This is a genomic window from Flavobacterium amnicola (assembly GCF_004122165.1).
In the GTDB taxonomy this organism is placed as follows: domain Bacteria; phylum Bacteroidota; class Bacteroidia; order Flavobacteriales; family Flavobacteriaceae; genus Flavobacterium; species Flavobacterium amnicola.
On the sequence record NZ_SBKO01000001.1, the window covers coordinates 989,871 to 1,006,387 of the forward strand.

15 protein-coding genes and 1 tRNA gene are annotated in these 16,517 nt (G+C 33.8%); 9 read left to right on the plus strand and 7 right to left on the minus strand.

Annotated elements, in window-relative coordinates; translation table 11 throughout:
• Window positions 1–136: 136 nt before the first annotated feature.
• The 4 genes from map to apaG all read left to right on the plus strand — a co-directional run bounded on the left by map (window position 137) and on the right by apaG (window position 3,495).
• A complete protein-coding gene (gene map, locus EQG63_RS04395; protein ID WP_129434812.1) occupies window positions 137–955 on the plus strand; it encodes a type I methionyl aminopeptidase in 819 nt (272 codons plus the stop codon).
• Window positions 955–1,725 (plus strand): class I SAM-dependent methyltransferase, encoded by a 771-nt coding sequence (locus EQG63_RS04400; protein WP_129434814.1) that lies wholly within the window; start codon window positions 955–957, stop codon window positions 1,723–1,725. Before map ends, EQG63_RS04400 begins: the two co-directional genes overlap by 1 nt.
• A 56-nt stretch (window positions 1,726–1,781) precedes the next feature.
• The gene (locus EQG63_RS04405; RefSeq protein WP_129434816.1) at window positions 1,782–3,038 is read left to right on the plus strand and encodes a type IX secretion system plug protein; all 1,257 of its coding nucleotides are present in this window, start codon (window positions 1,782–1,784) and stop codon (window positions 3,036–3,038) included.
• Between the two features lie 70 nt (window positions 3,039–3,108).
• Window positions 3,109–3,495, plus strand: a complete 387-nt coding sequence (gene apaG / locus EQG63_RS04410) for a Co2+/Mg2+ efflux protein ApaG (RefSeq protein ID WP_129434818.1) — start codon at window positions 3,109–3,111, stop codon at window positions 3,493–3,495.
• Window positions 3,496–3,501: 6 nt separating this feature from the next.
• Here apaG and EQG63_RS04415 read toward each other — a convergent pair whose 3' ends face one another.
• Window positions 3,502–4,053, minus strand: coding sequence for a class I SAM-dependent methyltransferase (locus EQG63_RS04415; protein WP_129434820.1), 552 nt, complete (start codon window positions 4,051–4,053; stop codon window positions 3,502–3,504).
• Window position 4,054: 1 nt separating this feature from the next.
• On the minus strand, window positions 4,055–5,443 hold the full coding sequence (locus tag EQG63_RS04420; RefSeq protein WP_129434822.1) for a dipeptidase: 1,389 nt from the start codon (window positions 5,441–5,443) through the stop codon (window positions 4,055–4,057).
• A 131-nt stretch (window positions 5,444–5,574) separates the two neighbouring features.
• On the opposite strand from EQG63_RS04420, the gene EQG63_RS04425 reads away from it, so the two are divergent.
• A tRNA-Leu gene (locus EQG63_RS04425) sits at window positions 5,575–5,656 on the plus strand.
• Window positions 5,657–5,712: 56 nt separating this feature from the next.
• Entirely contained in the window at window positions 5,713–6,045 is a 333-nt protein-coding gene (locus tag EQG63_RS04430) for a 2Fe-2S iron-sulfur cluster-binding family protein (RefSeq protein ID WP_129435279.1), read from the plus strand.
• Here the strand turns inward: EQG63_RS04430 and EQG63_RS04435 are convergent, their stop codons facing one another.
• The 3 genes from EQG63_RS04435 to EQG63_RS04445 all read right to left on the minus strand — a co-directional run bounded on the left by EQG63_RS04435 (window position 6,046) and on the right by EQG63_RS04445 (window position 9,076).
• A complete protein-coding gene (locus tag EQG63_RS04435; RefSeq protein WP_129434824.1) occupies window positions 6,046–6,945 on the minus strand; it encodes a metallophosphoesterase family protein in 900 nt (299 codons plus the stop codon).
• An 84-nt stretch (window positions 6,946–7,029) separates the two neighbouring features.
• Complete coding sequence (locus EQG63_RS04440) at window positions 7,030–7,815, minus strand: DUF3050 domain-containing protein (protein WP_129434826.1); 786 nt, start codon at window positions 7,813–7,815, stop codon at window positions 7,030–7,032.
• Window positions 7,816–7,897: 82 nt separating this feature from the next.
• Window positions 7,898–9,076, minus strand: coding sequence for an acyl-CoA dehydrogenase family protein (locus EQG63_RS04445; RefSeq protein ID WP_129434828.1), 1,179 nt, complete (start codon window positions 9,074–9,076; stop codon window positions 7,898–7,900).
• A 109-nt stretch (window positions 9,077–9,185) separates the two neighbouring features.
• Here EQG63_RS04445 and EQG63_RS04450 point away from each other — a divergent pair, with 109 nt between their 5' ends.
• The 3 genes from EQG63_RS04450 (at window position 9,186) to EQG63_RS04460 (ending at window position 15,215) form a co-directional block, all read left to right on the plus strand.
• Window positions 9,186–12,074 (plus strand): sensor histidine kinase, encoded by a 2,889-nt coding sequence (locus EQG63_RS04450; protein ID WP_129434830.1) that lies wholly within the window; start codon window positions 9,186–9,188, stop codon window positions 12,072–12,074.
• 69 nt (window positions 12,075–12,143) lie between these two features.
• Window positions 12,144–14,546: a T9SS type A sorting domain-containing protein gene (locus tag EQG63_RS04455; protein ID WP_129434832.1), complete on the plus strand. Its 2,403-nt coding sequence runs from the start codon at window positions 12,144–12,146 to the stop codon at window positions 14,544–14,546.
• Between the two features lie 69 nt (window positions 14,547–14,615).
• Entirely contained in the window at window positions 14,616–15,215 is a 600-nt protein-coding gene (locus EQG63_RS04460) for a response regulator transcription factor (protein ID WP_129434834.1), read from the plus strand.
• A gap of 1 nt (window position 15,216) precedes the next feature.
• Here EQG63_RS04460 and EQG63_RS04465 read toward each other — a convergent pair whose 3' ends face one another.
• Both EQG63_RS04465 and rimM read right to left on the minus strand, forming a co-directional pair.
• Entirely contained in the window at window positions 15,217–15,927 is a 711-nt protein-coding gene (locus EQG63_RS04465; protein ID WP_129434836.1) for a tRNA1(Val) (adenine(37)-N6)-methyltransferase, read from the minus strand.
• 57 nt (window positions 15,928–15,984) lie between these two features.
• A complete protein-coding gene (gene rimM / locus EQG63_RS04470; protein WP_129434838.1) occupies window positions 15,985–16,509 on the minus strand; it encodes a ribosome maturation factor RimM in 525 nt (174 codons plus the stop codon).
• Window positions 16,510–16,517 lie beyond the last annotated feature (8 nt).

The following is a 16,517-nucleotide window of genomic DNA, read 5'->3' on the forward strand; positions in this document are numbered from 1 at the left end:
AGCGCCTTGAGGAGAATTATTTTTAAAAGTAATCGACTCGACTGCCGTACGAGAGGAATATGTACAAAACAGTATCCTTTAGTATTTTACGCATTTATTCATAGAATGTTGTATTTTTGCTCCCTTATTTTAGGTTATGATTATTTTAAAAACACCAGAAGAAATAGAATTAATGCGCGAAAGCGCTTTAATTGTGTCGAAAACACTAGGTATGATTGCTTCAGAAATTAAACCTGGAGTGAGTACTTTATATTTGGATAAATTAGCCGAGACTTTTATTCGTGATCATGGAGCCACACCTGCCTTTTTAGGAATGTACGGTTTCCCGAATTCGCTTTGTATGAGTCCGAACTCGCAAGTCGTACACGGAATCCCTACAGATAAACCCCTTGAAAATGGCGATATCATTTCGGTCGATTGCGGCGCTTTGAAAAACGGTTATTATGGTGATCATGCCTATACATTTGAAGTAGGGGAAGTCAATCCTGCGACCAAAAAATTACTTCAAGTGACCAAAGAATCCTTATACGTGGGTATCCGAGAAATAAAAGCTGGAAACAGAACGGAAGATGTAGGTTATGCCATTCAAAAATATTGTGAAAGTCATGGTTACGGTGTAGTGCGTGAATTAGTTGGGCACGGCATAGGAAAAACCATGCACGAAGCGCCGGAAATGCCCAATTATGGAAAGCGTGGTCGTGGAAAACTAATGCAAGAAGGGTTAACGGTGGCTATAGAACCGATGATCAATCAAGGGACTAAAAATATCAAACAGCACAAAGACGGTTGGACCATTACAACTGCCGATGGAAAACCTTCGGCGCACTTTGAGCACGACGTGGCGATAGTAAACGGAAAACCAGAATTGCTATCCACTTTTGCGTATATCTACAAAGCCTTAGGAATTACTTCCGATGAAGAAAATGAATTCAGAAAATCACCACTTGTACTCTAATGAAGCAACTTTTTAAATTCATCTTAAATACGATTCCGAGACCAATTTTAATTCGTTTGAGTATTATTGTTCGTCCCATTTTGGCTTTTTTATTAAGAGGGAATCGATTTATCGATCCTATTGACGGTAAAGGGTTTCGAATGTTTTTGCCTTACGGGTATGGGAATCAGCGAAACAATGTGCTTTCACCGAGTACGCTTTCCTTAGAAAGACACCGTTTGTTGTGGTTGTATTTGCAAAACGAAACCGATTTCTTTACTTCGACGGAAACCAAAAAAGTATTGCATTTTGCTCCCGAGCAAGAATTTTACAAACGTTTCAAAAAGCAAACTAATATAGCCTACACAACGACCGATTTGTTTTCACCCTTGGCAGATGTAAAAGCAGATATTTGTAATTTGCCATTTGAAGACAATGCTTATGATATCATCTTCTGTAATCACGTATTGGAACATATTCCAGACGACACTAAGGCGATGCAGGAATTGTACCGTGTTTTAAAGCCTGGTGGAATGGGGATTTTTCAAATTCCACAAGATTTGTCGAGAGCTACAACTTTTTCGGATGATAGTATTACCGATGCCAAAGAACGTGCAAAAATTTTCGGGCAATACGATCACGTTCGTGTCTATGGTCGCGATTATTTCGATAAATTAAGAAGCATCGGCTTCAAAGTAATCGAAGAAGATTACACTTCAAAAATAGCGTCGGAATTCGTCGAAAAGTATTGTTTGGCAAAAGGAGAGATAATTCCGGTTTGTTTTAAATAATTTATTGGCACAATATTCGTTGTAAAATAATACCTTTACTTCAATAGTATTTCATAATGAATCGAAGTTTATTTTTTTTACTCCTTTTTGCTTTCTTTGGAAACGGTTTCATGGCGCAAACTATTTCTGATACTGCCCCGCCATTTAATATCAAAACAGTCACTTTTACCCAAGGAGAAGCCAACGTATATCCCTTTTTTAGACTAGGAGAAAGTTTTCAATTTAGTTTTGATGATTTGTTTGGAAATGAAGAAGATTATTATTTTACGCTAACGCATTGCAATTACAATTGGACAAAATCTGATTTATCGCGTAACGAATACCTTGACGGAAACGACAATCAGCGTATTCAGGATTATGAGAATTCGTTCAATACCCTTCAGATTTACTCACATTATCGCTTAAAATTCCCAAATAATTTTTGTCGCATTACCAAAAGTGGCAATTATTTACTTTCCATTTTGAATTCCAATAGAGAATTGGTCTTTTCTAAAAAATTTGTGGTGTATGAGGAATTGGCAGAAGTAGCGATGCAGGTGAAACGCTCCAGAAATGTTTCCGATATTCGACACAAGCATAATTTAGATTTTGCTGTAAAATCGGATGTTATTTTGTTTCAAAATCCGGCGCAAAATGTCAAAGTAATCTTGTTTCAAAACGGAAAATGGAGCAATATGATTGTGAATGTAAAACCACAATTTACCATTGGTAACGATTTGATTTTTAAATACAACCTAGAGACTCAATTTTGGGCTGGAAACGAATACTTGTATTTCGATAATAAAGAAATTCGTGTTGCTACTAATTCAATCTCTAAAATAGATTCTAAATCAAGTTTATACAATGCTTATTTGTATACCAATTCGGCGAGAAGAAATAAAGGTTATACTTTTTTTCCAGATGTCAATGGGAATTTTCAAGTTAGAAATTTGATCTCACAAAACAATCAAGAGGTAGAATCGGATTATTCGTGGGTGAATTTCAGTCTTTTTTCGCCAGAAACACCAGCAATCACATCGGTTTATGTGACAGGAATGTTTAATGACAATGTGTTCTCTGCTGAAAATAAAATGGAATACAATCCAGAGAAAGGTGTTTTTGAAAAAGCCATTCTAATCAAGCAAGGGTTTACAAATTATAACTATACCATTTTAAATGCAGCGGGTGTAATGGATGAGAAAAATGCAGTGGACGGTAATTATTACGAAACCGAAAACGTGTATAACGCTTTAGTCTATTATCGTGCCAACGGTGAACGTTATGATCGCGTGATAGGAAAAGGTGAAGCCAATTCTACCGACATTACCAATTAAATTTAACAAGAATATAAATCTTTTGTGTTTTTCTTTTTTTTAACTTTGTTAAAATCATTATGATAGCTATATGGTTACTCAAATTACAAGAGGCATAAAAATTTCAGTCAAAACTACTTTTGAAGGTACTTACTTTAAGAACCATCAAATGCACTTTGCTTTTGGCTACCATATCACTATCGAAAATCAAAGTAAAGATTCTGTACAACTTATGTCGCGTCATTGGGAAATCCATGATGCACTACACTTTAAAGAAGTGGTTGATGGAGAAGGTGTTGTAGGTAAAAAACCGGTATTAAAGCCAGGGGAGACCTATACTTATAGTTCAGGCTGTCTGCTTTGCTCTCCTCACGGCAGCATGAATGGCTATTTTAACATGATTAATTTTACCTCTACAAAATCGTTTAAAGTAATGGTGCCAACTTTTAATTTAAGCGCTCCATTTGCTTTGAATTAGTATTTTTTACTTTTCACAGACATAAATAAAGGCTGGAGGTAAGTTTAGAAAAGTGAAATTAATGTCCACTTTAGAAAAGTACGATTCCAATTTCTTTTTAGCATTTAACGAATATTGAAATTGAATGTATTTCCCATTTTCTGATAACATAGTGTCGGAATTGGTCAAAATGTTGTGTACGACTTCGTCTGGAATCATCGCAAAAGGTAAAGAAGAGACTATGTAATCGGCCGATTTTTGATTGTATTTTGCTAAATACTCTTCAATTTTTTCAGCGCTATCATTAATGATGACTAATCGATTGTCTTTAATGTTTTGGAGTTCTTCAATAAAAACGGGGTTGATTTCAAATGCCAATAGAATAGCATTTTTATCCATTTTTTCTAAAAGTTTGTGGGTGAAAACTCCGGTTCCAGGGCCAAATTCTACAATGCATTTAGCGTTGTCGAATTGAATTGGCTCTAGCATTTTTTTAGCTAAAAAAGAGGAACTTGGCGACAAAGCGCCAATAGTTCCTGTAGATTTTAAAACTTCTGAGATAAATTTTTTCTTACTCACCTTATTTGTTCATTTCGGTGAAGTATTTATAAAATAACGGTATCGTTTCAATTCCTTTTAAGTAGTTAAATACGCCAAAATGCTCATTAGGCGAGTGGATGGCATCACTATCTAAACCAAATCCCATCAAGATGGTTTTCGATTTTAATTCTTTTTCGAATAAGGCAACAATTGGAATACTTCCGCCCGAACGAACCGGAATAGCAGGTACGCCAAACGTTTCGGTGTAGGCTTTATTAGCGGCTTGATAGCCAATGCTATCAATTGGTGTTACATATCCTTGACCACCATGATGTGGGGTTACCTTCACTTTAACAGCTCTTGGTGCAATGCTTTCGAAATGGTTTTTGAATAATTCGGTGATTTCTTCCCAATCTTGATTCGGAACCAATCGCATGGAAATTTTGGCATAGGCTTTACTGGCAATTACGGTTTTAGCACCTTCTCCAGTATAACCACCCCAAATTCCGTTCACATCCAAAGTAGGACGAATCGAATTTCTTTCATTGGTGGAATAACCTGTTTCACCATAAACATCGGCAATATCTAATGCTTTGTTGTAATCGTCTTGACTAAAAGGGCGTTTTGCCATTTGAGCTCTTTCTTCTGCAGAAAGCTCTTCAACTTTGTCATAGAACCCTGGAATCGTAATATGATTATTCTCGTCGTGCAACGAAGCAATCATTTTCGTCAATACATTGATAGGATTGGCTACTGCACCACCATATAATCCAGAGTGTAAATCACGGTTTGGACCAGTAACTTCTACTTCTACATAGCTTAATCCGCGTAATCCAGTGGTAATAGAAGGTTGTTGATTGGAGATCATTCCCGTATCGGAAATTAAAATCACATCATTCGCTAATTTTTCTTGGTTTCTTTCCACAAACCAACCCAAACTTTTAGAACCTACTTCTTCTTCGCCTTCGATCATAAATTTCACATTACAAGGCAAACAATTGTTTTGAATCATGTATTCAAAAGCTTTTACGTGCATGTACATCTGCCCTTTGTCATCACAAGCACCACGTGCGAAAATAGCGCCTTCAGGGTGCAATGCCGTGGTTTTTATAACAGGTTCGAAAGGAGGAGAGGTCCATAATTCCATTGGATCGGCTGGTTGTACGTCATAATGACCGTACACCAATACCGTTGGAAGTGTTTTGTCGATTATTTTTTCACCGTAAACAATTGGATAGCCTGGTGTTTCGCATAATTCTACAAAATCACATCCTGCTTTTTCCAAACTTGCTTTTACAGCATTTGCAGTATCAATTACATCTTGGGCATAAGCACTATCAGCGCTTACAGAAGGAATTTTTAATAACTCTATTAATTCATTTAAAAAACGTTCTTTATTCGCCTGAACGTATTGCTTTATATTTTCCATTTTTAGTTTAAATAGTAAAAAGTCAAATGTACAAATATTCAGTCAAATGGCAATTTTGAAAATTTTATTCTAATTTGTGAATTGCTTTTTGGAATTTAAAAATAATGTCTATATTTGCACTCACAATTTTTGCGGATATGGCGAAATTGGTAGACGTGCCAGACTTAGGATCTGGTGCCGCAAGGCGTGTAGGTTCGAGTCCTATTATCCGCACTAAAAAACCTCTAAATATTTAGAGGTTTTTTTATTTGATAGCATTCTATTACATCATGGCGCAAGACATCACTATTAAAATAACCGACAGGGAAGGAGTTACGCACGAAGTACAAGCTCCGACGGATATGAACATGAATATCATGGAATTGGTTCGTGCCTACGAATTGGCTCCTGAAGGCACGATTGGTATCTGTGGCGGTATGGCGATGTGTGCTTCTTGCCAATGTTATGTGTTAAACGATGTAACATTACCCGAAATGGGACAAGACGAAGAAGCGATGCTTTGGGAAGCGTTTAATGTTAAAGACAACAGCCGTTTGGGATGTCAAATTCATATTACACCCGATATTGATGGGTTAGAAGTAGAACTAGCGCCAGAAGCCTAACTATTTGTAATCCTCTAGTTTTTCCGATTTCTGCAAATTTTCTTTTACGATTTGAAGGACGCCATCGTCTTTGGTGTCTATAAACCATTTGATTAGGGTAATTTCTCCATTTTCAATTTCAATTCCGGTAATGGAACGAGGATGTACACAACTTCCGTCATTAAAATAGTTCGCTTGACCATCGTTTGGGGTGGAGAATCGAGGACGATGCGTGTGCCCGGTGATGGTAATTTTATTGCCGTTGTTTACAATCCATTCTTTGATGCGACGTTCTACTTTAATAAGTTCTACATAGTTTTTAGCGGGACTCGTCGGATCTTTGATGCCCCATATTTGAAGTGGTTTCCATAACACACGGACCAAAAACTGATTGACTTTCCAACCTACATAATTCATAAAATCGGCTTGATGACCGTGGGTTAAAAATAATTCTTGATGGGTTTCGGAATTGACGAGTACAATGGCTTCCTCATATTCTAATCCGGGCATTAAAGGGACTTTTATACCTAGGTTTGGATCGAAGAATTCGGTAAAACTTTTTTCAACATTATGCTTATTTCTAAAGAACATATCGTGATTTCCCCATATCATATCGAGTCTTCCTTCCAAATAGAATTTTTGCAACAAAAGAAAAACGTTTTTATTGGCTTCAAAAATGTCTTTAAAAAACAAATTTTCCCACAGCTCATCGCCATCGCCTAACTCAATGTAATGAAAACCATTTTTGAAGTAATGATTTAGAGCATGAAAGTACACATTTCGATTGTTCGCAAAATCATCTGCAAAACTTCCATCACTGCGATGACAATCGCTAAATAATATGAATTTAGAGTTGTTGTCAAACGGAATGCGTTTGGCGTTCTTGTACGCTCTGTCTAATCGGTCTTGTGAGGAAAACATGCTGCAAATTTTGTTAAAAATAAGTAAAGCTCCTCAAATTGAGAAGCTTTGCTTGTATTAATTGTATTTTAAAAATGAAAAACCTTATATCGCGCTTGAGATCTCGGCTTGAATATGTTCTTCGATAGCATCCCATAATCCCATTCTTTTTTCTAAGGCTAAAATGGAAGTTTCTTCTACGTCTCTCCACTTCTGAACATCGTCACCGCATAATTCCGAAATCATTTGCATGGCCATCGGTCCATGTTCGTCAGCGTCCAATTCGATGTGTCTTTCGAAATAATAAATCAATTGCGACAAATCGGTTTCTGGGAAATTAATTTTAAAGTTTTTCAAAATCTCCGTAAACATATTCGGAATTAAGTCTTCTCTCCCGAAAGTGAAAGCTGCCGCTATTTTGTGGGATTGTCCTTCTTCAATAATTCGGAACGTAAAATCCAAGAAAGCTTTGATTTTGGGATGTAAATCACTGTGTTTGATGGCGATGAAAACATTTTTGGTTTCCACAACTGCTTCTAAAAACGCTTCCATCGGTTGTGTGTTGGCACCACATGATTTCATAGCGTCTAAATACATTTCAAAATGACTTTGCCTTTTTCCGTCTAATGTCAAATCAGATTCTTCCGCTAAAACAATTTCATTAATCAGGTAGCGGGTTTCGGTATTTTGGGTAGCAAACCAAGGAGTGGTAGTGCAGGTTAATTTTTGTTGTAAAGCCTTCAATAACGACATAAAATCCCAAACCGCATATACATGACTTTCCAAAAAGCAATGCAAATCATCGATAGATTTGATTTGGGTGTACAATGAATGATTTAGTAATTTGTCTTTTTGAGGTTGAATTTGAGTGTTGATATGTTGAATTGTCATAAGTAGGGAATTTAATAGTACAAAAATAAAAAAGCTTCACACAATGGTGAAGCTTTTTGTATAAATAATAACTATTGTTGAATTACTTAAACGCAGGGAAACCTGTTACGTCCATTCCTGTAATTAACAAGTGAATATCATGTGTTCCTTCGTACGTTAAAACCGACTCTAAGTTCATCATGTGACGCATGATAGAATATTCACCAGTAATACCCATACCTCCTAACATTTGACGGGCCTCACGAGCGATTTCAACTGCCATGTTTACGTTGTTACGTTTGGCCATAGAAATTTGTGCGGATGTTGCTCTTCCTTCATTACGTAATACTCCTAATCTCCAAGTCAATAATTGTGCTTTAGTGATTTCGGTAATCATTTCGGCTAATTTCTTTTGTTGCAATTGCGTTGCTCCAATTGGTTTGCCAAACTGGATACGTTCTTTAGAGTAACGTAAAGCGGTATCATAACAATCCATTGCTGCCCCAATAGCACCCCAAGCAATTCCGTAACGTGCTGAATCTAAACATCCTAGTGGTGCTCCCAATCCCGATTTGTTTGGTAATAAGTTTTCTTTAGGGACTTTAACGTTGTCGAAAATTAATTCTCCAGTAGCAGAAGCTCTTAAAGACCATTTATTATGCGTTTCTGGAGTTGTAAAACCTTCCATGCCTCTTTCTACGATAAGTCCGTGAATACGTCCTTCTTCGTTTTTAGCCCAAACCACTGCAATTTGTGCAAAAGGAGCATTAGAAATCCACATTTTAGCACCATTTAAAAGATAATGGTCGCCCATATCTTTAAAGTTGGTTACCATTCCACCAGGATTTGAACCATGATCCGGTTCTGTTAAACCAAAACAACCGATCCATTCTCCGGTGGCTAATTTTGGTAAATATTTCATACGTTGCTCTTCGTTACCGTATTTCCAAATAGGATACATTACTAACGATGATTGTACAGATGATGTAGAACGTACTCCAGAATCACCACGCTCAATTTCTTGCATGATTAATCCATAGGAAATTTGATCCAATCCGGCACCGCCATATTCTACTGGAATATAAGGTCCGAAACCACCAATCTCACCCAAACCTTTTACGATTTGGTGTGGAAATTCAGCTCTTTGAGCGTATTCTTCTATAATTGGGGAAACTTCTTTTTTTACCCAAGCACGTGCTGAGTCACGAACTAATTTATGTTCTTCTGTTAATAAATCGTCTAACATGTAATAATCAGGCGATTGAAATAAATCTGGTTTCATCTTTATGATTTTATAGAGTGCAAAAGTAAGTAAAGATTTTTAACAATTCAATGAACGAATGTTATAATTTTTAGTTACATTTTTATAAATTGGTCGAACTTTAGCAATTATGATTCGACTTTTATTCTTATTATTTCCAGTGTTGCTTTTTAGCCAATTCAAAGTAACTCATTACACTTCCGAAAATGGGTTGCCTCATGATTTGTGTTATCAGATCATTCAAGATAAGCAAGGATTTATTTGGCTAGGTACAGATAATGGTTTGGTGAAATTTAACGGCAGTACTTTTCAAAATTATAACAGAAATCAAGGGCTTACAAATAGCTTTGTGATTGATGTATTTGAAAATGAAAATGAGAAACTAGTAGCTACTTGGGGAGGTGGTTGTTATGTTTTTAATGGTAAAGAATTCAAAAGTATTGGTTTAGAAAAATCAAATTTTTCTAAACAGCAACAAATTGTTAGAAATAAAGACGTCATTTATTCTATAGAAAACAGATCCCGAATAAATAGTTATAATACGAAAACTAAAATTTCACAATTTTATAGTTTAGTCTATAATGAAGGTAAATTAGTTTGGTGGAGTTCGGATAAGAATGCAAATAAATTGTTGACAAAATTAAATCCAAATACAATTGGATGTAATCTTCAAATTGAAAGAATCGATGCTAGCGTTTATTGTTATACCGATAAAAATTCGCCTCAATTTAAAGGGATTGTAAAACTTAATGAAAATTTTAAAACTGAAAACCCTTTCCCATTTTTAAATACTTATAACATTATTGGTTTGCAAAAAAAAAGAAATCATTTTCTAGCAGTAACGCCAAATAAAATCATTGAATTTAATACAAAAGGTATCTTAAGTATCCAAAATAAAAATTTTGAAGACAAAACTATTTTGCAATTTTCTGAAAACAATAGCTTTAGAGTTTTTTTGTTACAAAATAAAAAAGAAAATAATCATGAAATTATAATTGAAGACAAAACAACCAAAAGAATTATAACAATTGTAGCTTCTTCGTTAAAATCGCCTATTAGTGATATTTTAATTTCAAATGACAACTCTATTTGGGTAAGTACCTATGGTAATGGCCTTTTCATAATTCAAAAACCAGTTATTCAAGTTGCTAAAAATATTTTACAAGGAAATTATGTTTTTGACTATTTAGAAAAAATAAAAAACAACTTTTTTTTATCCGAAAACACACTAATTATCAATAATAAAGAGAAAAATTTATATACAAAACATTCAATAGAAACGGTATCCCATTTTAGAAACAGAGCAAATGATACGGTTTTTGTTTTTACGAAAAATACCAAAAATTATAGTTTTAAGATACATAACCAATACATAAAAAGTAGTAATCTTAAAAATCAAATTGTCGTAAATAATCAAAAATTTGAGCAAGGTGATAATGAATTAGTTTATTTAGAAAATGGGGAATGGAAAAATTTTCAATTTATTATTTCAGATGAAGAAAAACTATTTTTTAAAATAAAAGATGTTTTGTTTTATAAAAATGAATACTGGGTCTTTACAAACCTAGGAATATTCGTTTATAATAAAAACTACAAACAAATAAAACACTACACTTCTAAAAACGGATTATTGCAAAATGAAATAATAAAAGCAGTTGTTTATCAAAATAAATTGTATGTCTTAAATTATTTAGGGTTTTCGGTTTTTGAAAAAAGGATATTTAAAAATTTTAAATACAACAATAACGACAATGATACTTTTAACGATTTTGTTATTTCTCCAAATGGCAATTTATGGATTGCTTGTCAAAAAGGATTAATTGAATTTAAGGATAATTTATTTTTAAAATTCACAAGAAACGAGGGACTTTCCTCTTCTTTTTACTCCAAAATTTTCATAAATTCGAAAAATGAACTTGTGGCACTTGGTAATAATGGGGTTGACTTTATTAATGCTTATTTTCAACCCAATGTTTCTTTACCAAATTTAGTCATAACAAATAAAAACTCTAAAAAACCAATTTTAACCAACACAATAATTAAGTATCAAGAAAATTTTGTGATAAAAGCAGAAGTTGTAGGATTTCAAAATTCAAAACCAATTTTAGAGTACAACTTAAATAATCAAAAATGGGTAAAATTAAATACTTTTTATTTCGATTTCACAAATTTTACAGCAGATAATTATCAAATTCAATTTCGAGTTAAGTATCCGTTTACTAATTATGTGTATTCAAGACTTTATTTTATTAAAAAAGAACCTGTTTGGTACATGCGCTGGTTTGTGTTTTTGCCCGCATTTTTATTTTTGTTAAGTGGTATTGGTGTTTTAGTTTACTTACGAATTCAACAACTTAATAAACGAAATAAAAATTTAAAAAAATTACTAGATTCAAATGAAAAATTAGAATTTCAGCTTAACGAAATGCGTCATAATATAGCTCAAGATTTTCATGATGAATTAGGAAATAAATTGGCTGGAATTTCGGTGCTTTCAGATAAATTGTTACACGACGAAAATCTAAAAACTAATCAAAATTACGCAACCATAGAACGCATTAATAAAGATAGTCAAGATTTATTTCAAGGAATTCGCGATTTTATTTGGGCTATAGATAGTAAAAATGGCACCTTAGAAGAACTTATTTTTACTTTAACAGATTTTGGAGAAGAACTATTTCAAAATTCGGGAATTAATTTTTTTGTAGAAAACAATATTACCGAAGCCAAGTTTTTGTTGCCTAACTTTTGGAACAGACAATTGCTATTATTGTTCAAAGAAGCCATGACAAATGCTTTTAAACACAGTCATGCCACCTCACTTTATTTAATATTTAGGATTAATGATACTAATCTTACCATTGAATGTCTTGATAATGGTGTTGGTTTTATAACTGAAAAACTTCAAAGGAAAAATGGCTTGCATAACCTTAAAAAGCGAGCTGATAAACTAAAGTCACAACTAATCATAAACTCAAATTCAGGGACTTCGGTAAAATTTATTGGAGAAATAAATTAAAAATCACCCTTTTCGGGTGAAGTAAAAAATGGTTATAGTTAAGAAATTTGCAAAAAAACAAACTTAACTATGAAAAAAATTTTATTTTCTTTTTTAGCATTTATTCATTTGAGTGTTTTGGGGCAAAATGGAAGCTCAGTAACTTACTCTGGTTCCACAACTCTAGGAGCACAAAACGGTAACATTTCAATTGCTCGCTATAATACACCAACCTGTATTGCCAAGGATGGATTAAATAATATTTACGTTTCCGATTTCAATGGTATTCGAAAAATTGATGAAACCGGAAATGTAACAACAATTATCCCATATTCATCAATCGGACCTGTTTCTGATATGGCCTATGATACTACAACGGGTACTTTCATTGTTGCAGCAACTCCAAGTTCAGTGAAATTATTACGAATTGATACCAATGGAAATATTTTAAACACTTATTATGATAATGGCTTAACCACCTCTTCGGCTGGTGGCGCTTTCGGGGTTGTAGTTGACAACTCGGGTGCTGTTTATTACAGTATTCCAACTTTCCATATCATACGAAAATTAGTTCCTTCAACAAATACAACTACTATATATGCAGGACAATTTAATTCTTCTGGAAATGTAATTGGGGCAATAGCTGGATCACAATTTAATTTACCTCAAGACCTAGAAATAGATTCGTCAGGAAATATTTATACGTTTGACCAATCAAATACTGTAATAAAAAAAATCACTTCATCAACTGTTTCGAATATATTGGCAATTAATGGCTCTAAAATGGCTATTGACGGTAATAATTTATATGTTTCAAAATCATCAAGTATTTTTAATATTAATTTATCAACTCTTTCAGGTTTAACATTAAGCGGAAATGATACTTTAACTGGATTTCAAAATGGTGGGTCTAATTCATCTTTGTATAATGCACCAGCAGGTATTTTAATATTCAGTCCAAGTTTTATATTAGTTTGTGATAGTTATAATAATCAAATAAGAAGAGTACAAATTAATGATGCTTGTGAAAATGCGCAAACACTGACAGCAAATTCGGGGCTTGTTGATATTGGAACATATAACGGCAATGTTCCTACTGGAAGTAACCTATGTTATAACTACACCAATAATGTACCAATGGCAAATTGGTATAAATTTACTCCTACTCAAAATGGAGTTTTAGATGTTACTTCTCAAACAATTCAAAATTCATTATCTAATAATACTAGACTGGCTGTTTACAGGGGAACTTGTGGAGCATTAATATGTCTGAGTTCAAACGATAATATTTCAACAGGTACAGGCAATTTAAATTCTTACATTCAAGGTTTAGAATTGGTCGCAAATAACACATACTATATTGTATGGGATAATACATATGTATCAAGCACTACGAATTTTAGTTATACTTTTACACCTAAAACATGTTTTACGCCAAATACATACAGTTTAGTTACGCCAACAACACAAAATAGTATTCATTTACAATGGAATGCACCAGTAAATGGAGATTCTACCCCCGATTCTTATACAGCACAAATAGGTTTACGAAATTGGGGTCGGCTATCAGGTGGTTTAATTCAATCAGGAAATCCTACTGAAACTAATTTCCAATTTATTGGTTTGCAAGAGGGTAAAATTTATGATATTTATGTTAAAACAAATTGTTCTGCTTCTGATGAGAGTTTATGGGAAGGGCCTTTGACTGTTGCAACTGCTTTTGCACCTGTAACCCCAACTTATGCAGAAAACTTTGATAGTGAAACAGTTTTTTCGTTTTTAGGTTTAGGTAGATATAGTGATACTACTAATGCAAATTGGAAGTTTCAAACAGGAGGCCCTAGCACATTTGTTTATAATGGTACAAATTCTGTTTTTTCTATAAGTGATTCAGCTACTTTAACTAATGCATATTTGTATACAAAACCAATAAATTTAGTTGCTGGACAATCGTATAACGTGAATTTTTATTTGAATGATTATTTAACTGCTGGTAATACAACACAATATCAAATTGAAGTTTTAGTAGGAACAAATCCAACATCAACAACACCGTCTGATTATAATATTATTTGGACCGATTTTAACACACAACCATCTAATATGTTTGTTGCTAAAAATGCAACTTATACAGCACCAACTTCTGGAGTATATCGCTTTGCAATTAGAAATAGCTCTCAAAGTACAGGAACTGGCTCTCATTATTTATTTGTAGATAATTTGGTAATTTCATCTTCATTATCAGTTGAAGATTTTAATAAATCAAATTTATTATTGTATCCAAATCCAGTTTTAGATTATATAAGTATTCAAAATCCTGATAATATTTCTATCACAAATTATTCAGTTCTTGATATAAACGGTCGTATTTTACATACCAATACATTATCAAACGATAGTTTGATCAATTTATCATCACTGACTAAAGGAATCTACATCATTCAATTAGAAACCGAAAAAGGTGTATTAACTAAAAAAATAATCAAAAAATAATTTGAATAATAGAATTTATATCAATAGAAATGCCGTCAATATCTGTCGGCATTTTTTTACTTTTGCAATATGAAAGTCGTTTTAATAGAAGATTACGAAGTTTTAAGAAACTCTCTCAAAGAAATCATCAACCAAGAAGATGGTTATGAAATTGTGGGCGATTTCGAGTCATATGAACTTGCATTGCCTATAATTAATAGCCTAAATCCTGACGTTATTCTAACTGATATAACTTTGCCAGGTATAAATGGTATTGAAGGTATAAAACAAATTAAGCTAATATTGCCAAATGTAGCCATAATTGTGGTTTCAGTTCATGAAAACTCGCAATATGTTTTTGATGCTTTATGTGCGGGGGCTGTTGGTTATTTAACTAAAAATTCTGGTAAACAAAAAGTTATTGAAGCTTTACAGCAATTAAAGGCTGGTGGTGCTCCTATGAGTGTAAACATTGCACGAATGGTAGTAGAATCTTTCCAACAAAAACAATATAATGAGCTCACAGAGCGCGAAAATGAAGTTTTAAATTTACTTTCAAAAGGGAAAAGTTATGCTTCTATTGCTGATGAATTGTTTTTGAGTATCAATACTATTAAGACACACGTAAAAAATATATACGAAAAATTACAAGTAAGCAGTAAAGAAGAGTTGATTAATAAATACAATTAAACTACATCTTCAAATAAAAATCCTTGGTCAATTCAATATACTCAGGTGTGTAGTGATGACGAGCAGTTTCAATTACAAGTTCATCAATTAATGATGATTGTTCTATTCTTGAAAAAGCCATTAAGCTTCGTTTGATTTCAGTGTTTGGAGTGCCTTTAACACGAGTGATTTTTAAAGGAAATAGTCCTCGTTCTTGACAAAGTGCAACGAATGCTGTTTCTTCTTTAAACGGAATAATCACTGAAAAGATCCCATTTTCGGATAGGAAAAAATCGGCCGCCTCTATCAATTCTTCAAATGGCAAGGAATCGGTAAATCGTGCGGTATCGCGTTGTTCGTCTCCAGACTTGTATTCATCGGTATAAAAAGGTGGGTTGGATACAATCAAATCGAATTCTTCTTCCACTTCATCTACAAACTCATCCAAACCAGCGTGATAACAATACAAACGATCATTCCAAGGAGAGTTTTCAAAATTTTCTGTGGCTTGTTCGTAAGCAGCATCGTCAATTTCTATCGCATCAATTTGTTCGGCGTGACTGCGTTGTGCTAGCATCAAAGCGATAACGCCTGTTCCTGTACCAATATCTAAAATGTTGTAAGGATTGTTAATCAGGGGAGTCCAAGCGCCTAATAAAACACCATCAGTGCCGACTTTCATCGCGCAGCGGTCTTGGGTAATAGTAAATTGTTTGAAATTGAAAGTGGACATCTTTTAAAAATGAATTTTTCTAATATTCTAACTAATCTGAGATGTCTAAGAAATCTGTTATAGGTACATTTCTACCAAGCCTTCCGGTAAATCCATGATGACTTTTTTGTTGGCGCGGTCTATTTTAACTAAAAACTGGTCAATCATTGGGATTAACAATTCAGCTTCGCCGTTTAACACTTCAAAAAGGGGTTGAGCAGAACTGTCGTTGATGGCAACTATTTTTCCAAATACACCTAGTCGTTTGTCTTCAATTTCAAAACCTATGACTTCGTGAAAATAGAATTTATTACCTTCTAATTTGGGTAGCATGCTTAACGGAAGGTAGACTTCACAGCCCATGATGGCATCGGCCGCTTCTTCGGTATCTACATCTTCAAATCGGACTTTTAGGAAGTCGTTTTTGTGTAATTGAGAGTGTACAATAAAAAATGGAACCAAGTTTTTGTTTAATTCAACAAAAACCGATTCCATTTCTTCATACATTTCAGGTTCATCCGTATCTAAATAGATAAGAACTTCTCCTTTGAAACTAAATTTTTTAGCGATTTTACCTAAATAAAAACAATCGTCTTTACGCATCACCGCTA

What these genes read in the sequence shown, in the direction of transcription:
- EQG63_RS04460 (WP_129434834.1), top strand. Translation starts at nt 14,616, where the DNA reads ATGAAAGTCGTTTTAATAGAAGATTACGAAGTTTTAAGAAACTCTCTC.
- EQG63_RS04400 (WP_129434814.1), top strand. Translation starts at nt 955, where the DNA reads ATGAAGCAACTTTTTAAATTCATCTTAAATACGATTCCGAGACCAATT.
- EQG63_RS04455 (WP_129434832.1), top strand. Translation starts at nt 12,144, where the DNA reads ATGAAAAAAATTTTATTTTCTTTTTTAGCATTTATTCATTTGAGTGTT.
- EQG63_RS04405 (WP_129434816.1), top strand. Translation starts at nt 1,782, where the DNA reads ATGAATCGAAGTTTATTTTTTTTACTCCTTTTTGCTTTCTTTGGAAAC.
- map (WP_129434812.1), top strand. Translation starts at nt 137, where the DNA reads ATGATTATTTTAAAAACACCAGAAGAAATAGAATTAATGCGCGAAAGC.
- EQG63_RS04420 (WP_129434822.1), bottom strand. Translation starts at nt 5,443, where the DNA reads ATGGAAAATATAAAGCAATACGTTCAGGCGAATAAAGAACGTTTTTTA.
- EQG63_RS04440 (WP_129434826.1), bottom strand. Translation starts at nt 7,815, where the DNA reads ATGACAATTCAACATATCAACACTCAAATTCAACCTCAAAAAGACAAA.
- EQG63_RS04430 (WP_129435279.1), top strand. Translation starts at nt 5,713, where the DNA reads ATGGCGCAAGACATCACTATTAAAATAACCGACAGGGAAGGAGTTACG.
- apaG (WP_129434818.1), top strand. Translation starts at nt 3,109, where the DNA reads ATGGTTACTCAAATTACAAGAGGCATAAAAATTTCAGTCAAAACTACT.
- EQG63_RS04445 (WP_129434828.1), bottom strand. Translation starts at nt 9,076, where the DNA reads ATGAAACCAGATTTATTTCAATCGCCTGATTATTACATGTTAGACGAT.
- EQG63_RS04450 (WP_129434830.1), top strand. Translation starts at nt 9,186, where the DNA reads ATGATTCGACTTTTATTCTTATTATTTCCAGTGTTGCTTTTTAGCCAA.
- EQG63_RS04435 (WP_129434824.1), bottom strand. Translation starts at nt 6,945, where the DNA reads ATGTTTTCCTCACAAGACCGATTAGACAGAGCGTACAAGAACGCCAAA.
- rimM (WP_129434838.1), bottom strand. Translation starts at nt 16,509, where the DNA reads ATGCGTAAAGACGATTGTTTTTATTTAGGTAAAATCGCTAAAAAATTT.
- EQG63_RS04465 (WP_129434836.1), bottom strand. Translation starts at nt 15,927, where the DNA reads ATGTCCACTTTCAATTTCAAACAATTTACTATTACCCAAGACCGCTGC.